Origin of the sequence: Alteromonas stellipolaris (assembly GCF_001562115.1) — a bacterium.
Classification (GTDB): Bacteria; Pseudomonadota; Gammaproteobacteria; order Enterobacterales; family Alteromonadaceae; genus Alteromonas; species Alteromonas stellipolaris.
In genome coordinates this window covers 3,791,904-3,807,766 of the sequence record NZ_CP013926.1, presented here as the reverse complement: position 1 = coordinate 3,807,766, position 15,863 = coordinate 3,791,904, and the positions used below count along the sequence as shown (strand labels likewise).

Genomic DNA, 15,863 nt, shown 5'->3' with positions numbered 1-15,863 from the left:
TTGTTGACGTTAAATTTTAAAAGTGGTCATATGCTCCAATCTTGAGCATGTGACCGTTTGAGTTCATCCCAAAGGTTTTTGCTCATAGCGAACAGAGAATATGCACAGACAAGAGTCTGACGAAAATTCCAATCACTTTATAAAACTGAACATAGAAACTTGAGGGTTCACCATGTTAGAAAATAATCAGCTTCAACAAGCGACTTCTCGACCTAATTCTAAAATTGCAGGGTTAAGCGTACTGGCATCGGCAATTTTGGCTGCCATGGCGCCATCACTTGTAGGGGCTCAGGAATTAAGCGAATCTAAGCCAATGTATGTGCCGCCGAGTGAACCTAATGAGTTTCTAGATGGCCGTGTTCAAGTTAATTTTCTAGCCATGCAGAACTATCAGGCTATTCAAGCGAAAGACGGTGCGTTTCGCCCAGAGGATGAGACTCAGTCAGATGGTTTTGGTCGTTTGCGCGTAAACTTGATGTTCAAGTTTAAAATTACTGACAACATCACAGCCGATATTGATATTGCTGAAGAGCCAAATGATTTTGGTAATAATGGCGACAGAGACTTCTCGTTCCACCAAGACTTCGCCGGCATAGAGTTTGATATGTTTGGCCTCACTGGTTATGAAAAAGAGAATTCAAGCCTTATCTTGCGAGTAGGTAATATTGGCGCATCTCCTTTCCAGTTTAAAGGATTCCAAGATGGCGCTGACAACCAAGGTAATGCGTTAATTGGTAATGGTATCAACGACTACGCTACAGCTGAGAACGGTATTCAACTAAGCTACACCGAAACCTTCGATAGCGGCATTCTTCGTTCCTACAATGTGGCGGGACACATGACTACGTCTAGCTTCGGCGAAGCGTTCCAAGAAGACCGAGGCTACAACTATCGATTGCAAGGTACCCTTGAATTTAAAGGTGGTTTCAAAGCGGGCTTAAACGTTTTTCAAGCTAATCAAGGCGACCAGCTGGTATTCACAGATGGTGTAGCAAGCCTTGATGGCGTAACCACCACCAACTATCGTTTCGGCGATGGTGAGAACTATAACTTTTCAGCCTCTGCATCTAGTGAGCGTGATACCCATGTTGGCGCACTGCCAGGCTTGAACCAGTCAATTATGCAATTGAACTTAGCGTACCAACCGTCTGACCAGACCAGCGTTATTGTGATGTTGGGTAAAGCGTCTGACGATTACACCTTTGCCGATTCCGATGGTAACGCGGTAGCGGGTATTACTTACTTTGGTACAGATGGCGTGTTAGACCCAGCGGGTACAACCTTTGATTCAAATCAAGTGATTGAAGGCGATTCATCGGTGCAGTATTGGGCGCTAGAAGCACAACAGTACATTCTTCCTGAGAAGCTTTACGTAGCAGCACGTTACGCGGAATCTGAAAATACCTCAGACCTAATTGAACAAACTGATAACGATGTAACGCGTTTACAAGTATCTGCAGGTTACTGGATTAACGATAGAACATTGTGGAAAGTGGAATACGTTAACCAAGAAGAAGGTGCCAACTCTGGTGGCCAGATTGGTACAGGCTTCGACGGTATAACATCAGAAATATCAGTGAAGTTTTAATTCAATAAACGTTCTGCAGCCTCAGCGTTTTAATCTGAAACGCTGACGCTTTCAAACCAACCAAAACATTAAGTAATGAAACGAGTGTGACTTTTATCCCCATCGAAAATGAAGGGGAGGGGTAAGTCATACCCTTCAAAACCTAAAGGGGAACAACCCGATGTTGAAAAAACTATCATTAATGCTTGCTGGTGCAATGACGATGAGTGCAGCAGTGAATGCAGAAACCATTACTATTGCAACGGTAAATAATGGCGACATGATTGCCATGAAAGAACTTAGTAGTGACTTTGAAGCGAAGAACCCAGGTATCGACCTTAAGTGGGTAACGCTGGAAGAAAACATTCTACGCCAACGTGTAACTACCGATGTTGCCACCGGCGGTGGTCAGTACGATGTGATGACGATTGGTACTTATGAAGTGCCAATTTGGGGTAACCAAGGTTGGCTAGAAGAGCTTGATGGGCTTGGCGCTGATTACGATGTAGAAGATTTATTACCTGCAATTCGAAGCGGTCTATCAGTAGATAATAAGCTATATGCAGCTCCGTTTTACGGTGAAAGCTCGATGGTGATGTATCGCACAGACTTAATGGCGAAAGCGGGTCTTGAAATGCCTAAAGCACCTACGTGGAAGTTTATCCGCGAAGCTGCCAAAGCAATGACAGACAAAGACGCAGGCGTTTACGGTATTTGTCTTCGTGGTAAAGCGGGGTGGGGTGAAAACATTGCTTTGTTGACCTCTATGTCTAACTCGTTTGGCGCGCGCTGGTTTGATGAAAACTGGAAACCTCAGTTCGACTCAAAAGCATGGAAAGACACGCTAGAATACTATGTTGATGTAATGGACAAGTATGGCCCTCCAGGTTCATCAGCGAACGGCTTTAATGAAAACCTTGCGCTGTTCCAAACCGGTAAATGCGGTATTTGGATTGATGCAACGGTTGCAGGCGGTTTTGTAACAAACGAAAAAGATTCTGAAGTTGCTGACAAAGTAGGCTTCGCACTAGCGCCAGATAACGGCCTAGGTAAGCGTGGTAACTGGTTGTGGGCATGGACATTAGCTATTCCTTCAAGCAGCAAAAAGAGTGATGCGGCGATGAAGTTCATCAGCTGGGCTACCTCAAAAGAATACTCTGCATTAGTGGCTGAAAAGAAAGGTTGGGCAAATGTACCTCCAGGTACACGAGCTTCGCTTTACGAAAACCCTGAGTACATGAACGCCGCGCCATTTGCACAAATTACCCTTGATTCTATCAACTCAGCAGATCCTAAAAATCCAACGGTAGAGCCTGTGCCTTACGTGGGTGTCCAGTTTGTTGCGATTCCTGAGTTCCAAGGGATAGGAACCGCAGTAGGTCAGCAGTTTAGTGCAGCGTTAACGGGCCGTATGACGGTAGACCAAGCACTGCAAAGCTCACAGCGATTAGTTGAAAGAGCCATGCGCAAAGCGCGTTACCCAAAATAATAAAATATTAACCACGGGTAGGTGCAAGGTGCACTTACCCACTTTTTTCACTTGTAAGGGGCTTAGCAATGGCGACTACCCAATCTCGTACCTTAGCCAAAATGATGCTGTTTCCTTCGGTCACCTTGCTGTTAGCTTGGATGATTGTTCCGCTTTGCATGACGTTATATTTCTCGTTTTTAGATTATAACTTGCTCATGCCTGGCGATAATGAATACATAGGCTTTTTGAACTACGAGTTTTTTCTTACCGATCCCGCGTTTATAGAGTCATTTTTTAATACCTTATTGCTAGTGGGCGGTGTGCTGTTTATCACAATCTGCGGCGGTATTGGTTTAGCCATATTGCTCGACCAAGCCATATGGGGCAGAAACTATGTTCGCATCATGGTATTGGCACCATTTTTTGTTATGCCGACAGTTTCCGCATTAGTGTGGAAAAATATGTTCATGAACCCAGTAAATGGGCTATTTGCTCACCTTGCTGAGTTCTTTGGTGCAACCCCAATCGATTTCTTTGCAGAAATTCCGTTGCTGTCCATCATCATTATAGTGTCTTGGCAGTGGCTACCTTTTGCAGCGCTAATTCTACTTACCGCTATTCAATCGCTAGATAGAGAGCAATTAGAAGCTGCTGACTTAGATGGTGCGGGCCCGTTCAGTAAGTTTATTTATATTGTATTGCCGCATTTATCACGTGCAGTTACCGCAGTAATACTTATTGAAACCATCTTCCTACTGTCTATTTTTGCTGAAATTCTAGTTACTACGAGTGGTGGCCCAGGTTACTCCTCTACTAACATCACGTACTTAATTTATACCCAATCGCTACTTCAGTTTGATGTGGGCGGTGGTTCAGCTGGTGGAATAGTGGCAGTTATTATTGCCAACATTGTTGCCATCTTCTTAATGCGCCTTATTGGCAAGAATTTGGAGGGCTAAACAATGAACAGCAGCAATAAATCAAAAGTCATTTACACCCTATTAGCATGGACCATCAGTGGGATGATCTTCTTCCCTATTCTTTGGACCATGATCACCAGCTTTAAAACGGAATCGGAAGCTATCTCGGCCACTCCAAGTTTATTCATGTTTGAGTGGACGCTAGAGAACTACAAAGATGTGTTAGCACGCTCACCTTATTTCGATCACTTTATGAACTCTGTGATCATCTCATTAGGGGCAAGTTTGCTTGGGCTGCTTATTGCTATTCCGGCTGCATGGTCGATGGCATTTGTGCAAACTAAGCGGACTAAGAACCTATTGATGTGGATGCTATCTACCAAAATGTTGCCACCAGTTGGGGTGCTAATCCCTATTTATCTATTGTTCCGCGATTTCGGTTTGCTAGATACCCGCTTAGGTTTGGTGATTGTAATGACACTAATTAACTTACCTATCATGGTGTGGATGCTATACACCTATTTCAGAGAAATTCCTCATGAAATTCTTGAAGCGGCGCGTATGGATGGCGCGGGCATTAAAGAAGAAATCTTTCATGTGCTACTGCCAATCGCCTTACCCGGTATTGCGTCGACCTTGCTGCTAAACGTTATTTTGGCGTGGAATGAAGCCTTTTGGACGCTCATTCTTACCGCTGCCAATGCAGCACCGTTAACTGCGTTTATTGCCAGTTATTCAAGCCCAGAAGGCTTATTTTACGCGAAATTATCAGCCGCCTCTGTGATGGCTGTGGTGCCAATCCTTATTCTTGGTTGGTTCAGTCAAAAACAATTAGTGCGCGGATTAAGTTTCGGCGCGGTTAAGTAGGAGTATTCCAATGGGAAGCATTACTTTAAAACAAGTGACAAAAAGCTTTGGCGATGTAAATGTTATTAAGCCGCTAGATTTACATATTCGCGACGGTGAGTTCATTGTATTTGTTGGGCCATCGGGCTGCGGTAAATCTACCTTACTTCGTATGATTGCAGGGCTTGAAGATACTACTAGCGGCAACATAGATATTGATGGTGAAGATGCCACGAATATGCCGCCAGCTAAACGTGGCTTGGCGATGGTATTTCAGTCTTACGCGTTGTACCCGCATATGTCTGTGCGCAGTAATATTGCGTTTCCGCTTAAGCGCGCAAAAGTAGCGCCTGCTGTGATTGACGAAAAAATCGAAAAAGCCGCAAAAATGCTGAACCTTACCGATTATCTTGACCGCAAGCCTGGTCAGTTATCTGGTGGGCAGCGTCAGCGTGTAGCGATTGGCCGTGCTATTGTGCGCCAACCTTCGGCATTTTTGTTCGACGAACCCTTATCTAACCTTGATGCCTCGCTTCGGGTTAACATGCGTTTGGAAATTTCAGAGCTTCACAAAAGCTTAGATACCACCATGATCTACGTGACGCACGATCAGGTGGAAGCCATGACTATGGCCGATCGTATTGCGGTATTTAATGGCGGTATTATCGAGCAAGTAGGCACGCCGCTGGAGCTTTACCAAAAACCAGTTAACCGCTTTGTAGCAGGGTTTATTGGGTCGCCAAAAATGAATTTCATTGATGTGATGCCTAAAGCAGGTGACGACACTCACACCATTGGGGTGCGTCCAGAGCACCTTAAAATTACCCAAGAGCGAGGGTTATGGACTGGTAAAGTAGGCGTAGTAGAGCACTTAGGCTCTGAAACCTTTTTGCACGTACATGTAGAAGGCGCTGGCACACTTACGGTTAAAGCGGACGGTGATTGCCCGGTTAGCTACGGCGATGTGGTTAATCTCACTGCGGCGCAAAGCAAAATTATGCATTTTGATAAAGCAGGCGTGACGATTGCTTCACTTTCTTGGGGTGACGCAATCGTTGCATAATCATTACCGGTTTACTGGCGAGTTACTGTGAACAACAGTAACTCGCCAATGTGTAAGGTATAAGATACAAGGAAACTCAAATGGGCAGCAGTAAAACGTCCCAACCAGGAATTGATATTCAGCTGGTTATTTTCGACTGTGATGGCGTATTAGTCGATAGTGAAGTGCTGTGTAAACGCGTCATCATCGCCATGTTGGCTGATTTAAAAGTCGTGGTTTCAAGCGCTTACTTTGACGAACACTTTCTGGGAAAAAGTTATGAATCTGCACATAGACAGATTTTAACCGACTTCAACATTTCGCTTCCTGCTGAGTTTAGAGATAACTACCTAACCGCGCTATTAAAGGTGTTTGCTGAAGAGTTACAAACTACGCCCGAGCTTAACAGTGTGCTCGCCGGCTTAAATGTCAGAAACTGCATTGCAACCAGTAGTAGCCCAAAGCGGGTTGCGTTTGCACTAGAAAAAACAGGTCTTCTTCCTTTTTTTGAAGGGCGCATTACAACAAGTACAGAAGTTGTAAATGGGAAGCCAGCCCCTGATATATTTTTACTTGCGGCATCAAAAGTAGGTGTTAAGCCTGAGCATTGTTTAGTTATCGAAGACTCAGAAGCGGGTATTCAAGGTGCACTAGCTGCTGATATGCAGGTGGTGAAATATACCGGCGCGAGTCATTTTAAAGGTGTACTGCCAACTAGCGCAGATAAGAATGAACCAATTAGCGCAGATAAGAACGACAAGGTATCGTCGATTTCTCATTGGTGTGAGTTTTTCAATCTGTACCCAAATTTAAAAACAACTGACTAGGCAAAGCGTTAAGTTAAAGCCTAAACCTCTGATATTAAACAGTCGCGAACGATCGCGAAATGTGATTAACATTACACCTTTTGCTGATGTGCTGAAAGGTGCCTGAGCAAGGCATAAATTTGCTTTGGGGGAAGTTTAGTGGGTTCAAACTCGGTTTGTGATAATCGAGCAAGTAATTCAGTGAAAATTGGCGTACTGCCAGCGTAACCCATATTCCACTCGGTAAAAGTGGGCTTATCGATATATTCGTAACTGGTGATAATGACATCCGAATGTCGAGCATCATCTGAAATATGAAAAAATAATTCATTAACCGCTTCGCGCTCACCTTCCAGGGCTTGTACAAAATAGCGGTTGTCGTAGCAGAGCATCCCGCAGATCCCTAAAGACTGATTATTCTTACGGGCATAAGTTAAGATATCTTTCATGTCTGAAAGCGACATATCTCGGGTTGCCGAACTCAAATAAATTAAGCGCACGATATTTTTCATAGAGTTATTAATACTCCTTTTTGCAAAAACAAACTATAAGTTTATTAAGAATAAATAGAGCAAAAGGATGAAATCTTCAAATCAATGGTGAATTCTAATCTGCCTCAAATGGCAATGATATACACTAACGCGCCATCTGAGTTGGCTGAGTTTTTACCCGAAGGCCTCAACACTCACTGTTATTCATCAGCCAAAAAGCTAAAAAAAGCACTGCGTTCCAATACGCCAGACAAATTGTTTTTCCATATTAATGATGCACAAAGTGAATCGGATAGTATTGAGATCGTACACTACGTGCGAACGTCATTAGCATCGCATAGTAGCACCTTGGTTATTTGCGTGAGTGATGCAGTTTCTACCACACCAAGTGAAATAATGAATAAGGCGGATGTGGACGATGTTATCCGCTTAAATAAGGAAGACGCTACGTTTGTACAACGTAAAATAGCGCGCATTATTAAGCGCATTATCATTAGCAAAAAGCATCTAATGGAAAAAGATGCGCAAGTGAATATGCTCACCTCGGTGAATCGATTTTCCCATCAACGTCAGAACATTCAAGCGTTAATCGCATCCTATGCAGAAGCGTTGCTGCAATTTTGTGGTGGACATAGTGGTTTAGTGGTTACTCCCGCTAAAGTTACCTGTGTACCCACTTCCCAGCCCTCTATCAGCCCGAGCGAACTTGAAGCTGTAGATGATGATACAAAGCGATATATCATCAACCTAGCCCTGCAATGTAAGGCCCCCGTGGTTAACTTGTCGCCTGAGCTTGCACCTATGCGCGCATTAATCGATATATTGCCAAACCCAGTGGCGAGCTACTTAGTATTTCCGTTGATTGTGTACAACAATAATTTGACGTCCATTATTTGTTTCATAAGTGAAGAGGCGCTAGATAGCGTATCTACCACGCAGCTAAACGTTATGCGTGACGCTTCCTTGCAGCTTAAAATAATATTAGAACGTCGATTTGCCGAATCGCGAATGGCCACGCATTATCAGCGTTTAAAAGAAACCTTGGCCGAACTGAAAGTAACCCAAGATCATCTGATTCATGCAGAAAAAATGGCTTCTGTTGGTCATATGGCAGCTGGGATTGCCCATGAAATAAATAATCCGTTGGCATTTGTTATCAGCAACTTCGACCCCCTAGATCATTACGTAGAAACGCTAATCAGCATGGTGGATTTGCACGAACAGCTCATTCAATCTATTAACGAAATTGAGCAGCCAGTAAGTCAGAAGCTCACCCAATCAATACAAAGCTTTAAACAAACCAGTGATATTGATTTTGTGACCGAAGATATAAAAGCGCTTGTTCATGATTCAAAAGAAGGTCTACTGAGAGTAAGGGATATCATTAGTGACTTGGGGAGCTATTCTCGTAAAGAATCACTTGAGAATCAGCTGCTAAACCTCAGTGAAGTAACCAAAGAAACCGTTCGAATGCTCAAATATGAATTGAGTGATGATGTTGAAGTACAATTAGCTATTGATAGTGATATTAGGATAACGTCACATAAAGGGTTCATCCAACAGATAATCGCCAATTTGGTTAAAAATGCGATTCAAGCCCACGCCACGTCAGAGAAGCAAACTCAGCATAGAGTCATCAAAGTCAGTGTTGAAGAAAAATCGGAGTTTGTACTAATAAATGTTTCAGATAACGCGGGCGGTATAGCAGAAAAAAGTCGTAAACATGTTTTTGACCCTTTCTTCACTACAAAAGACGTTGGTGAGGGAACAGGCATGGGGTTGTCTGTCTGTTTTAATTTGGCGAAGAAAATGCAAGGAACGTTGGCACTTGCCCCTGTGGATGAATCGAGTGAATTAGACACCACATTTACGCTTAAATTACCCAAGCAGGTAGGGGGGGAATGATCCTCTGACTGGCATTCTCGACTTTTCATTTCAGTGTTGTACAGTGCACCTGCTTCATCGACGAATATAATTATAAGGGCAGGTAATGACAACACTTATTGGCGGGAAAACAAAGGAAGAAGCGCTGGGCAGTCTTTCAAATATGACTAGCGATCTAACGCCTATTCAAAAAAGTGAATACTTATCTCGAATAGATAAAGCTCAGCACTATATGCAGCAAAATAGTATTGCTGCGCTGTACCTTAATGCCGGCACTAACTTGTCTTACTTTACGGGTATGCAGTGGTATGCCAGTGAACGTTTAGTGGGTGCTATTCTTCCTGCCTCTGGTGATGTTATCTACGTAGCACCTTATTTTGAAATTGACTCCCTTGAAGAGCGTAAAGTGATAAACGGCGACATTATTGGGTGGCAAGAGCATGAAAGCCCTTATGCACTCTTTGCTCATTTACTGGATGAAATTGATACTGCTGGTGGCAAGAAAATCGCAGTAGATGAATCGACCCAATTCTTCGTTGTTGACGGGTTTAATAAAGCTATTCCAGAAGGCGCCAGCATTATTAATGGCGCAGAGATTACTGCCCACTGCCGAATGCACAAATCAATAAATGAGCTTGCACTTATACAGCGTGCTATGGATATGACCCTTGCAGTGCATAAAGCTACAGCCAGTATGCTCTATACAGGAATTACTACCACAGAAGTGGAAGCCTTTATCAATGATGCCCACAAAAAAGTAGGTGCTAATGGCAATTATTTTTGCATTGTACTTTTTGGTAAAGCAACGTCATTTCCACATGGAGTGAAAGACCCGCAAGTGTTGAAAGATAACGACTTGGTGCTTATTGATACGGGCTGTAAGGTGCATGGGTATTTATCTGATATCACGAGAACCTACTGTTTTGGTAAGCCAACGGAGAAGCAAAAGGCGATGTGGGAAAGTGAAAAACGCGCGCAGTACGCCGCATTTAATGCAGTAAAGCCAGGCGTACCCTGTGGAGATATTGATAAGGCCGCGCGAGACAGTCTAGCGTCCGATGGCTTAGGTCCAGATTATAATCTCCCTGGTTTGCCCCATAGAACAGGTCATGGCATTGGTATGGACATTCACGAGTGGCCATACTTGGTGAAGAATAATCCATACCCTCTGGCACTAGGTATGTGCTTTAGCAATGAGCCCATGATAGTGGTCCCTAATGAGTTTGGTATTCGTTTAGAAGATCACTTCTATGTATCTGACACTGGCGCAGTGTGGTTCACTGAGCCTAGCAAAGCTATAGATGAGCCTTTTTAAAGACAGAGTAGACGAATTTTACGTTCTGCCAGTTTTGTTAGAAAAAGGAAAAGCCAACGCTGAGTATTAAATCCTGCTGATATGAGGTGACTTGAGTGTTCAAATAAAATAGTGTACTTTTTGAACAATACTTTGGTGGCGTAAATGCATGTATGGAAACTCTAAGCGTCTCTTTTCTCAAAAGATCAGTAGCTTTGCTATGTGGTTTTCCTTTCTTTATTTCTATGCTTTATATGTTTTCTTTTTCTGGATGGGCGGAAGAAAATACATTGATTCCTACCGTGACAGTATCGGACGCTACCACGGCGAATTTCCAATTAAGCCTTAATGAAAAAGCAACGTTTAGAGTTATCCCTACAACGGGAGGGGCGGTGCTTATTAAAGCAACGCAATCAGTAGCAAATGTTCGCTTAGCGCTTTATGGCGATGAATATAAAACTAGCGAGCCCTTACTCACCCTTGATATTCCAGCCGCCTACAGACAACCTGAATATTTACTCTTCGATGCGAACGACTGTGTCATTTGTTACGTTGAAATAGATACTTCGGCATCATCGCCAACGCAAGGTCGCAGCGATATCCTATTTAGCGCAATTGGTACCGGATTGGACGCTCGCAAGAATTTCTACAATGCCATCCAATTGGCTTCATTAACATGGTCTGCGGCAGAAAATCAGCTTGCAGAGATGGAGTATAAAGAAGCCTTACACGATGTGCGTTCCCACTACGAAAAAGCAGAGAATATTGCAACATCGTTAGAAGATCACTCTCTCATTGTTTTCAGTGCCTATATGCAATCCATAGTGAGCCACTACCTTGGAGAATACGACAATCAAGCTGATTTGCTGAAACGTATTCTACAGCAGACATCTATCCCTCAATCCTACCTTATCAAAGTTAACATGGATTTAGCGAGTTACTATATTTATGAGGAAGGTGAATTTGATACCGCAGTGGCGTATTTAAGCATTGTGTTCGACCATCTAAATTCTGGGCACTATCCCTTGTTGTATGCAGAGGCGAAAGAGTTAGAAGCGTCAATAGAAATTGAAATAGGAAGCTATTTGAATGCCGTAGCGGCCTTTGAAGAAACCAGCAAAATTTTCTTAGAACAAGGTGATGTGTCAAATGCTATTAAAAGCATGACCTCTTTAGGTTGGCTGTTTTATCACACGGGCGATTTTAACAACGCCATGCAGCAATACGTTCTCGCCAAGAAATTAGCAACCCAAATTTCAGATAACTACGCAATCACGAACTTGCATATCAAACTCTCGGGTGTATATCGACAACTAGGCAATATCGAGCAAGCCAATCATCATGTTACTCAGGCGCTAAAGCTAAGCGGTAGGTTTAAGCATGCATATTTAGATGCGTGGGCTAATGTAGAAAAAGCGAAGCTTCTGCAGGCAACGGGGCAGTATATTTATTCGAAGGATACGTTTGATATAGCAAAGCGCAGATTTTTTGAATTGAATGCCTCAAAGGGGGCGAGTGAAATCGACTTTTTTGTTGGTTTACTCAACATGCAACTTGGAGAGCATCAACAGGCGAAAGAGCGGATAGAGAGTTACTTGTTTAACACTGACGGAATTGCCACGGATTATGAGCATGCTATTGCTGCTTCAAACCTAGCACATGCCCTTACGTTACTTGGTAACAAAGATGAGGCAATGAAATATCAGGAAAATGCGTTAAATGTTCTGATGCAAACGCAAGATATTCGGTCAATTGGCTTAGCACAAATACAAATGGCCACGCTGCATGCATCCATGGGTAACTTCGAAAATGCTGAAACCTATTTTAATAAAGGAACGAGCAAACTTATTCAAACGCGCTCCACGCTATCACAATTAGACAGTACATATGCCTATGCCAATGAAATAGCCCAAATTAAACCAGTACTTGCACTACAAATAGGGCGTGATATTAGCGAGCAGATCGATGCTATTTTTTCAGAAATAAAGCGAACTGATTTACGTAGGGGGTATTTCTCCACCTATCAGAAGGTGGTCAGTTTGCTGATTCGTGTTGATAACTCACTTTCTGCAGAGCAGAGCTTATTACTTGCTGAGGCTGCGCGATCACGAACCATAGGGTACGGTCTTTACCGCGACAATAGCACTAATAACGACATTCAACGTGAACAAAAAAAGCTCAATCAAAAACAGCAGGTGAAATTGATTGAGCTTAGTACACAAATTGAAACACAGCAGAGAAAACAGACCATCAGAGAGATACGGGCATTGTCAGAAGCGTTATATCAGCTTGAGAGTGACAATTATGTTGTTCCGCAGTCTACCGCTAAATTTTCGGCCAAATCATTGGCCCAACTTCAGCAGTCTTTAACAGAGCATGACATGGTGTTATTTATCGATACCGCAGAAGTAGAGTCTAGGTTGTGGTTTATTGATCAGCAGCAGATTGTAAGCTTTAAGAGTGAACATGAGCGTTTTTTTAGTGAACGTGTGGGCGCTGTACTGAATGTGATATCGCAAAAACTGCCTTTGCGTAAAATGCGTAAAGAGGTGGCAGAGCTACGCAATACACTTTTTCCTAGCAATGCAGAGTCTCTATTCAAAGGCAAAACGAACTTAATTGTAATACCGGATGGCGCGTTAACCCGTTTACCATTTTCGTTACTGCCAGCATCTTCTCCCGCGCAGAGCGGCTGGTCAGTAAGCTATCAACATTCTTTGAAAAACATAGTAGATTCGAGAAGAGATAATTACGCTACCGCTGTGGATGAAGGCAGTATTCTTGTTGTGGCAGACCCTTTAATGAAGACTATGCCAAAAGACCAAAGCAGCCCGCTAGGCTATGGTTTTCAGTCTTCCTCATTGCCTTATACAGCAAAAGAGGCAAGTTACATAAACGAGTTCTCTGCTCAACCGATAACCCTTCTAAATAAAGGTAAAGCCAGTAAACAAGCGTTAGCAGAATTAGATTTATCTACCTTTAATATTGTGCATATGGCGACACATGGGTTAGCAAATAATCAAGTGCCTGAATTGGGTGGACTCGTTTTATCAAACGATTCAAGTGCAGACAATTTGCTGTTTGCCTCGGAAATCAGGCGGCTTAGGCTAAAAGCTCAACTTGTTGTGTTAAGTGGTTGCGAAACTACCCAAGGACACTTGATAGAGGGCGAAGGCATGCTTGGTTTAACCCGCGCCTTCATCGAAGCTGGAGCACATAGTGTTATAGGCAGTTTGTGGCAAGTACAAGACGATGCAACCGCGATGCTGATGAAGGAGTTTTATCGTTATTTACTACAACATGAATTACCCATCTCTGAAGCATTAGAAAAAGCGAAAGTGGCGGTGAAAAATCACAAAAGAAAAAATGGAACTCACCCGTGGCGATCGCCCTATTACTGGGCGGGATTTGTTTTACATGGTAACGCGGCATGACTGAGTCTGAGAGCGTTATTGCTACCGCTTTAGTAAAAGGGATTTTAGCGGGTGATGCTGCCGCAGAATTACAAATGATAGAGCGATATAAAAGGGGGTTACGTTATGTGCTTCGGCGAAAGTGTCACGACCTTGATTTGACCGCAGATATTAGTCAAGAAACGTGGCGTATTGTTATTGAACGTATTCGAAATAATGAGCTACGTGAACCAGCAAAGTTGTCAGCGTTTATTCTTCAGACGGCCAAAAATCAGCTACTGATGCATTTTAGAAAAAATGACATTAAGCGCCAACAAACGGGTATGGGGGAAGCGTTGGAGTCTGAGTATTCCGGCCCGTCAACACAATCGCCCGAGGATGCGCTAGAACGACATAATTTAGGCTTGCTTGTTCAAACGGTTATTAAAGAGTTGAATACACCGAGAGATAGAGAATTACTCCATCGTTACTATATACATGAACAAGATAAAAGCCTGATTTGTAATGAACTAAATGTTAACGCTAAAAACTTCGACAATGTGCTTTATCGCTGTAAACAGCGGTTTAAAACGCTGTGGTTAGCGGTAATGGAAGATAACTGATATGAATTTCACTGAGAGGTTTGGCCTAGTTAGTGCACAAGACGTTAGTACACAAGAGCATAGGCATTTCACAAACAATAGACCCAGAGTACTCATGGTTAGGAGTTTGCGCAGTGAAGCAAGATGAAAGAATAGAGCGGTATGTGCTAGGTAGAATGACACCGAGTGAAGAAGCGGAGTTTGAAGCTTATTTTTTGTCTAACCAAGCGTGTTTAGATCAACTAGAGCTTACAGAGCGTTTGTACAAAGGAATGCAAGCAAACAGTGTTGATAATATAACGCCTATGCAAAGCAAACCTCGAATGTGGAAACAGCCTATTCCACTTTGGGCCGCGGCAGCTGCAATGATTCTCGTTTTGTTAATGCCTACGCCGTTCAATACCTCTCAGCGCTTAGCTCCGAATTCCGATTTAAATGTTTATCGCTTAGAAATGGCTAACGTTCGAGCTTCAGAATTTGATGCGGTTAAGGTGACTCAATCGGACAGCCAGCTCGTGTTTGCAATCTACGTTGATACTGAAATACCTGAATTTGATTACCCCAGCTATGGGTTCACGTTAACTAATCAAAAAGGAGAGCAAGTGTTCACGACAAGCGCTTTACATTTAACCTCTACAAGCGAAATTTTCATAAACATGGGATTACAGCACGTCGAATCAGGAGTATACGATTTTGAAGTGTTGGGCTACAACGATATGACAAAAACACCACTGCATAGTGGATTAATACAATTTAATTAGTCAATGACTAGGAGCGGACCCTAATGACTTTATTCAATAAAATGGTATCAAGTGTAGGACTGACATTATTACTTTTAACATTACTTGGTTGTTCGCATGACAATAAAAAGTGCGAAGATGACGTAGAATGCATGCTATCGAAAGTTACAGCGAGTTATAAGGTCGAATTTTTAGGTAATGATAAAACTACCCTTAAGGCGGATAACGCCTCCCAATCACAACGAGCAAACGCATTGGGAGCTCTAATTGTAGATAAAAGTGGCGGTGCTTTAGCGCTTAAAGATACTTGTGAGTTAAATTCAGAAACCCCCAACACGCCAAGACCTGACATTAGTATTGGATTTACAGACGTTAATGGAATTCACCAAGATAGCATTGATGACATCAGCTATAACGGAAATTGCTATCAGGTTTATGAAACGGTTAACTTCACGGTTCTTTATATACCGACATTAGATAACCCGAAACATGGAACCGAAGTTGCTAAACTCGTGACAGACCATCCCCATTCTATGCAGATATACGTTTATCACGGTGATAAAAATTCGATGACTTACCGTGTCTTTCACAGAGATAAGCAATTTAGTAATGACGGAGCTCATAATCACGATGGCGATGGTTCACACTCGCATGATAAAGAAAAAAATCAAGTTCTGAAGCACAATACTACCCATGGTGGTGGTATAGGTACATAGGTACCGCAACCGCGAACTAGCTAGCAGTATTCTTACATTGTAGTTGCGCTGGGCTAGAAGTTAAGCCTGGCTCAGCTAAACCCCCTTTTTAT

At 42.9% G+C, this 15,863-nt stretch carries 13 protein-coding genes; 12 read left to right on the top strand and 1 reads right to left on the bottom strand.

Going from position 1 to position 15,863, the window contains the following annotated elements; genetic code table 11:
- Positions 1–172: 172 nt before the first annotated feature.
- The 6 genes from AVL57_RS16200 (at position 173) to AVL57_RS16175 (ending at position 6,673) form a co-directional block, all read left to right on the top strand.
- Entirely contained in the window at positions 173–1,588 is a 1,416-nt protein-coding gene (locus AVL57_RS16200; RefSeq protein ID WP_057789585.1) for a hypothetical protein, read from the top strand.
- Between the two features lie 160 nt (positions 1,589–1,748).
- Positions 1,749–3,056, top strand: coding sequence for an ABC transporter substrate-binding protein (locus AVL57_RS16195; RefSeq protein WP_057789587.1), 1,308 nt, complete (start codon positions 1,749–1,751; stop codon positions 3,054–3,056).
- Positions 3,057–3,124: 68 nt separating this feature from the next.
- Positions 3,125–3,997: a carbohydrate ABC transporter permease gene (locus AVL57_RS16190; RefSeq protein WP_013782745.1), complete on the top strand. Its 873-nt coding sequence runs from the start codon at positions 3,125–3,127 to the stop codon at positions 3,995–3,997.
- Positions 3,998–4,000: 3 nt separating this feature from the next.
- The gene (locus AVL57_RS16185; RefSeq protein WP_057789589.1) at positions 4,001–4,825 is read left to right on the top strand and encodes a carbohydrate ABC transporter permease; all 825 of its coding nucleotides are present in this window, start codon (positions 4,001–4,003) and stop codon (positions 4,823–4,825) included.
- A gap of 10 nt (positions 4,826–4,835) precedes the next feature.
- Positions 4,836–5,867 (top strand): ABC transporter ATP-binding protein, encoded by a 1,032-nt coding sequence (locus AVL57_RS16180; RefSeq protein WP_057789591.1) that lies wholly within the window; start codon positions 4,836–4,838, stop codon positions 5,865–5,867.
- Between the two features lie 80 nt (positions 5,868–5,947).
- Positions 5,948–6,673: an HAD family hydrolase gene (locus tag AVL57_RS16175; protein ID WP_057789593.1), complete on the top strand. Its 726-nt coding sequence runs from the start codon at positions 5,948–5,950 to the stop codon at positions 6,671–6,673.
- 71 nt (positions 6,674–6,744) lie between these two features.
- On the opposite strand, the gene AVL57_RS16170 is transcribed toward AVL57_RS16175, so the two are convergent.
- Positions 6,745–7,164 (bottom strand): BLUF domain-containing protein, encoded by a 420-nt coding sequence (locus AVL57_RS16170; RefSeq protein ID WP_057789594.1) that lies wholly within the window; start codon positions 7,162–7,164, stop codon positions 6,745–6,747.
- Positions 7,165–7,248: 84 nt separating this feature from the next.
- On the opposite strand from AVL57_RS16170, the gene AVL57_RS16165 reads away from it, so the two are divergent.
- The 6 genes from AVL57_RS16165 to AVL57_RS16140 all read left to right on the top strand — a co-directional run bounded on the left by AVL57_RS16165 (position 7,249) and on the right by AVL57_RS16140 (position 15,771).
- Positions 7,249–9,048, top strand: coding sequence for a sensor histidine kinase (locus tag AVL57_RS16165; protein ID WP_057789596.1), 1,800 nt, complete (start codon positions 7,249–7,251; stop codon positions 9,046–9,048).
- 85 nt (positions 9,049–9,133) lie between these two features.
- A complete protein-coding gene (locus AVL57_RS16160) occupies positions 9,134–10,342 on the top strand; it encodes a M24 family metallopeptidase (protein ID WP_057789598.1) in 1,209 nt (402 codons plus the stop codon).
- Between the two features lie 233 nt (positions 10,343–10,575).
- A complete protein-coding gene (locus tag AVL57_RS16155) occupies positions 10,576–13,755 on the top strand; it encodes a CHAT domain-containing protein (RefSeq protein WP_158443224.1) in 3,180 nt (1,059 codons plus the stop codon).
- Positions 13,752–14,336, top strand: coding sequence for an RNA polymerase sigma factor (locus AVL57_RS16150; RefSeq protein WP_057789603.1), 585 nt, complete (start codon positions 13,752–13,754; stop codon positions 14,334–14,336). Before AVL57_RS16155 ends, AVL57_RS16150 begins: the two co-directional genes overlap by 4 nt.
- Positions 14,337–14,449: 113 nt before the next feature.
- Positions 14,450–15,076, top strand: a complete 627-nt coding sequence (locus tag AVL57_RS16145; protein ID WP_057789605.1) for a hypothetical protein — start codon at positions 14,450–14,452, stop codon at positions 15,074–15,076.
- Between the two features lie 23 nt (positions 15,077–15,099).
- Entirely contained in the window at positions 15,100–15,771 is a 672-nt protein-coding gene (locus AVL57_RS16140) for a hypothetical protein (RefSeq protein WP_057789607.1), read from the top strand.
- The last annotated feature ends 92 nt before the right edge of the window (positions 15,772–15,863 follow it).

Bases quoted from the DNA above. Each gene is read 5' to 3' on its own strand.
- AVL57_RS16170 (WP_057789594.1), bottom strand. From the start codon at position 7,164: ATGAAAAATATCGTGCGCTTAATTTATTTGAGTTCGGCAACCCGAGAT.
- AVL57_RS16175 (WP_057789593.1), top strand. From the start codon at position 5,948: ATGGGCAGCAGTAAAACGTCCCAACCAGGAATTGATATTCAGCTGGTT.
- AVL57_RS16160 (WP_057789598.1), top strand. From the start codon at position 9,134: ATGACAACACTTATTGGCGGGAAAACAAAGGAAGAAGCGCTGGGCAGT.
- AVL57_RS16165 (WP_057789596.1), top strand. From the start codon at position 7,249: ATGGTGAATTCTAATCTGCCTCAAATGGCAATGATATACACTAACGCG.
- AVL57_RS16185 (WP_057789589.1), top strand. From the start codon at position 4,001: ATGAACAGCAGCAATAAATCAAAAGTCATTTACACCCTATTAGCATGG.
- AVL57_RS16150 (WP_057789603.1), top strand. From the start codon at position 13,752: ATGACTGAGTCTGAGAGCGTTATTGCTACCGCTTTAGTAAAAGGGATT.
- AVL57_RS16200 (WP_057789585.1), top strand. From the start codon at position 173: ATGTTAGAAAATAATCAGCTTCAACAAGCGACTTCTCGACCTAATTCT.
- AVL57_RS16140 (WP_057789607.1), top strand. From the start codon at position 15,100: ATGACTTTATTCAATAAAATGGTATCAAGTGTAGGACTGACATTATTA.
- AVL57_RS16155 (WP_158443224.1), top strand. From the start codon at position 10,576: ATGTTTTCTTTTTCTGGATGGGCGGAAGAAAATACATTGATTCCTACC.
- AVL57_RS16190 (WP_013782745.1), top strand. From the start codon at position 3,125: ATGGCGACTACCCAATCTCGTACCTTAGCCAAAATGATGCTGTTTCCT.
- AVL57_RS16180 (WP_057789591.1), top strand. From the start codon at position 4,836: ATGGGAAGCATTACTTTAAAACAAGTGACAAAAAGCTTTGGCGATGTA.
- AVL57_RS16195 (WP_057789587.1), top strand. From the start codon at position 1,749: ATGTTGAAAAAACTATCATTAATGCTTGCTGGTGCAATGACGATGAGT.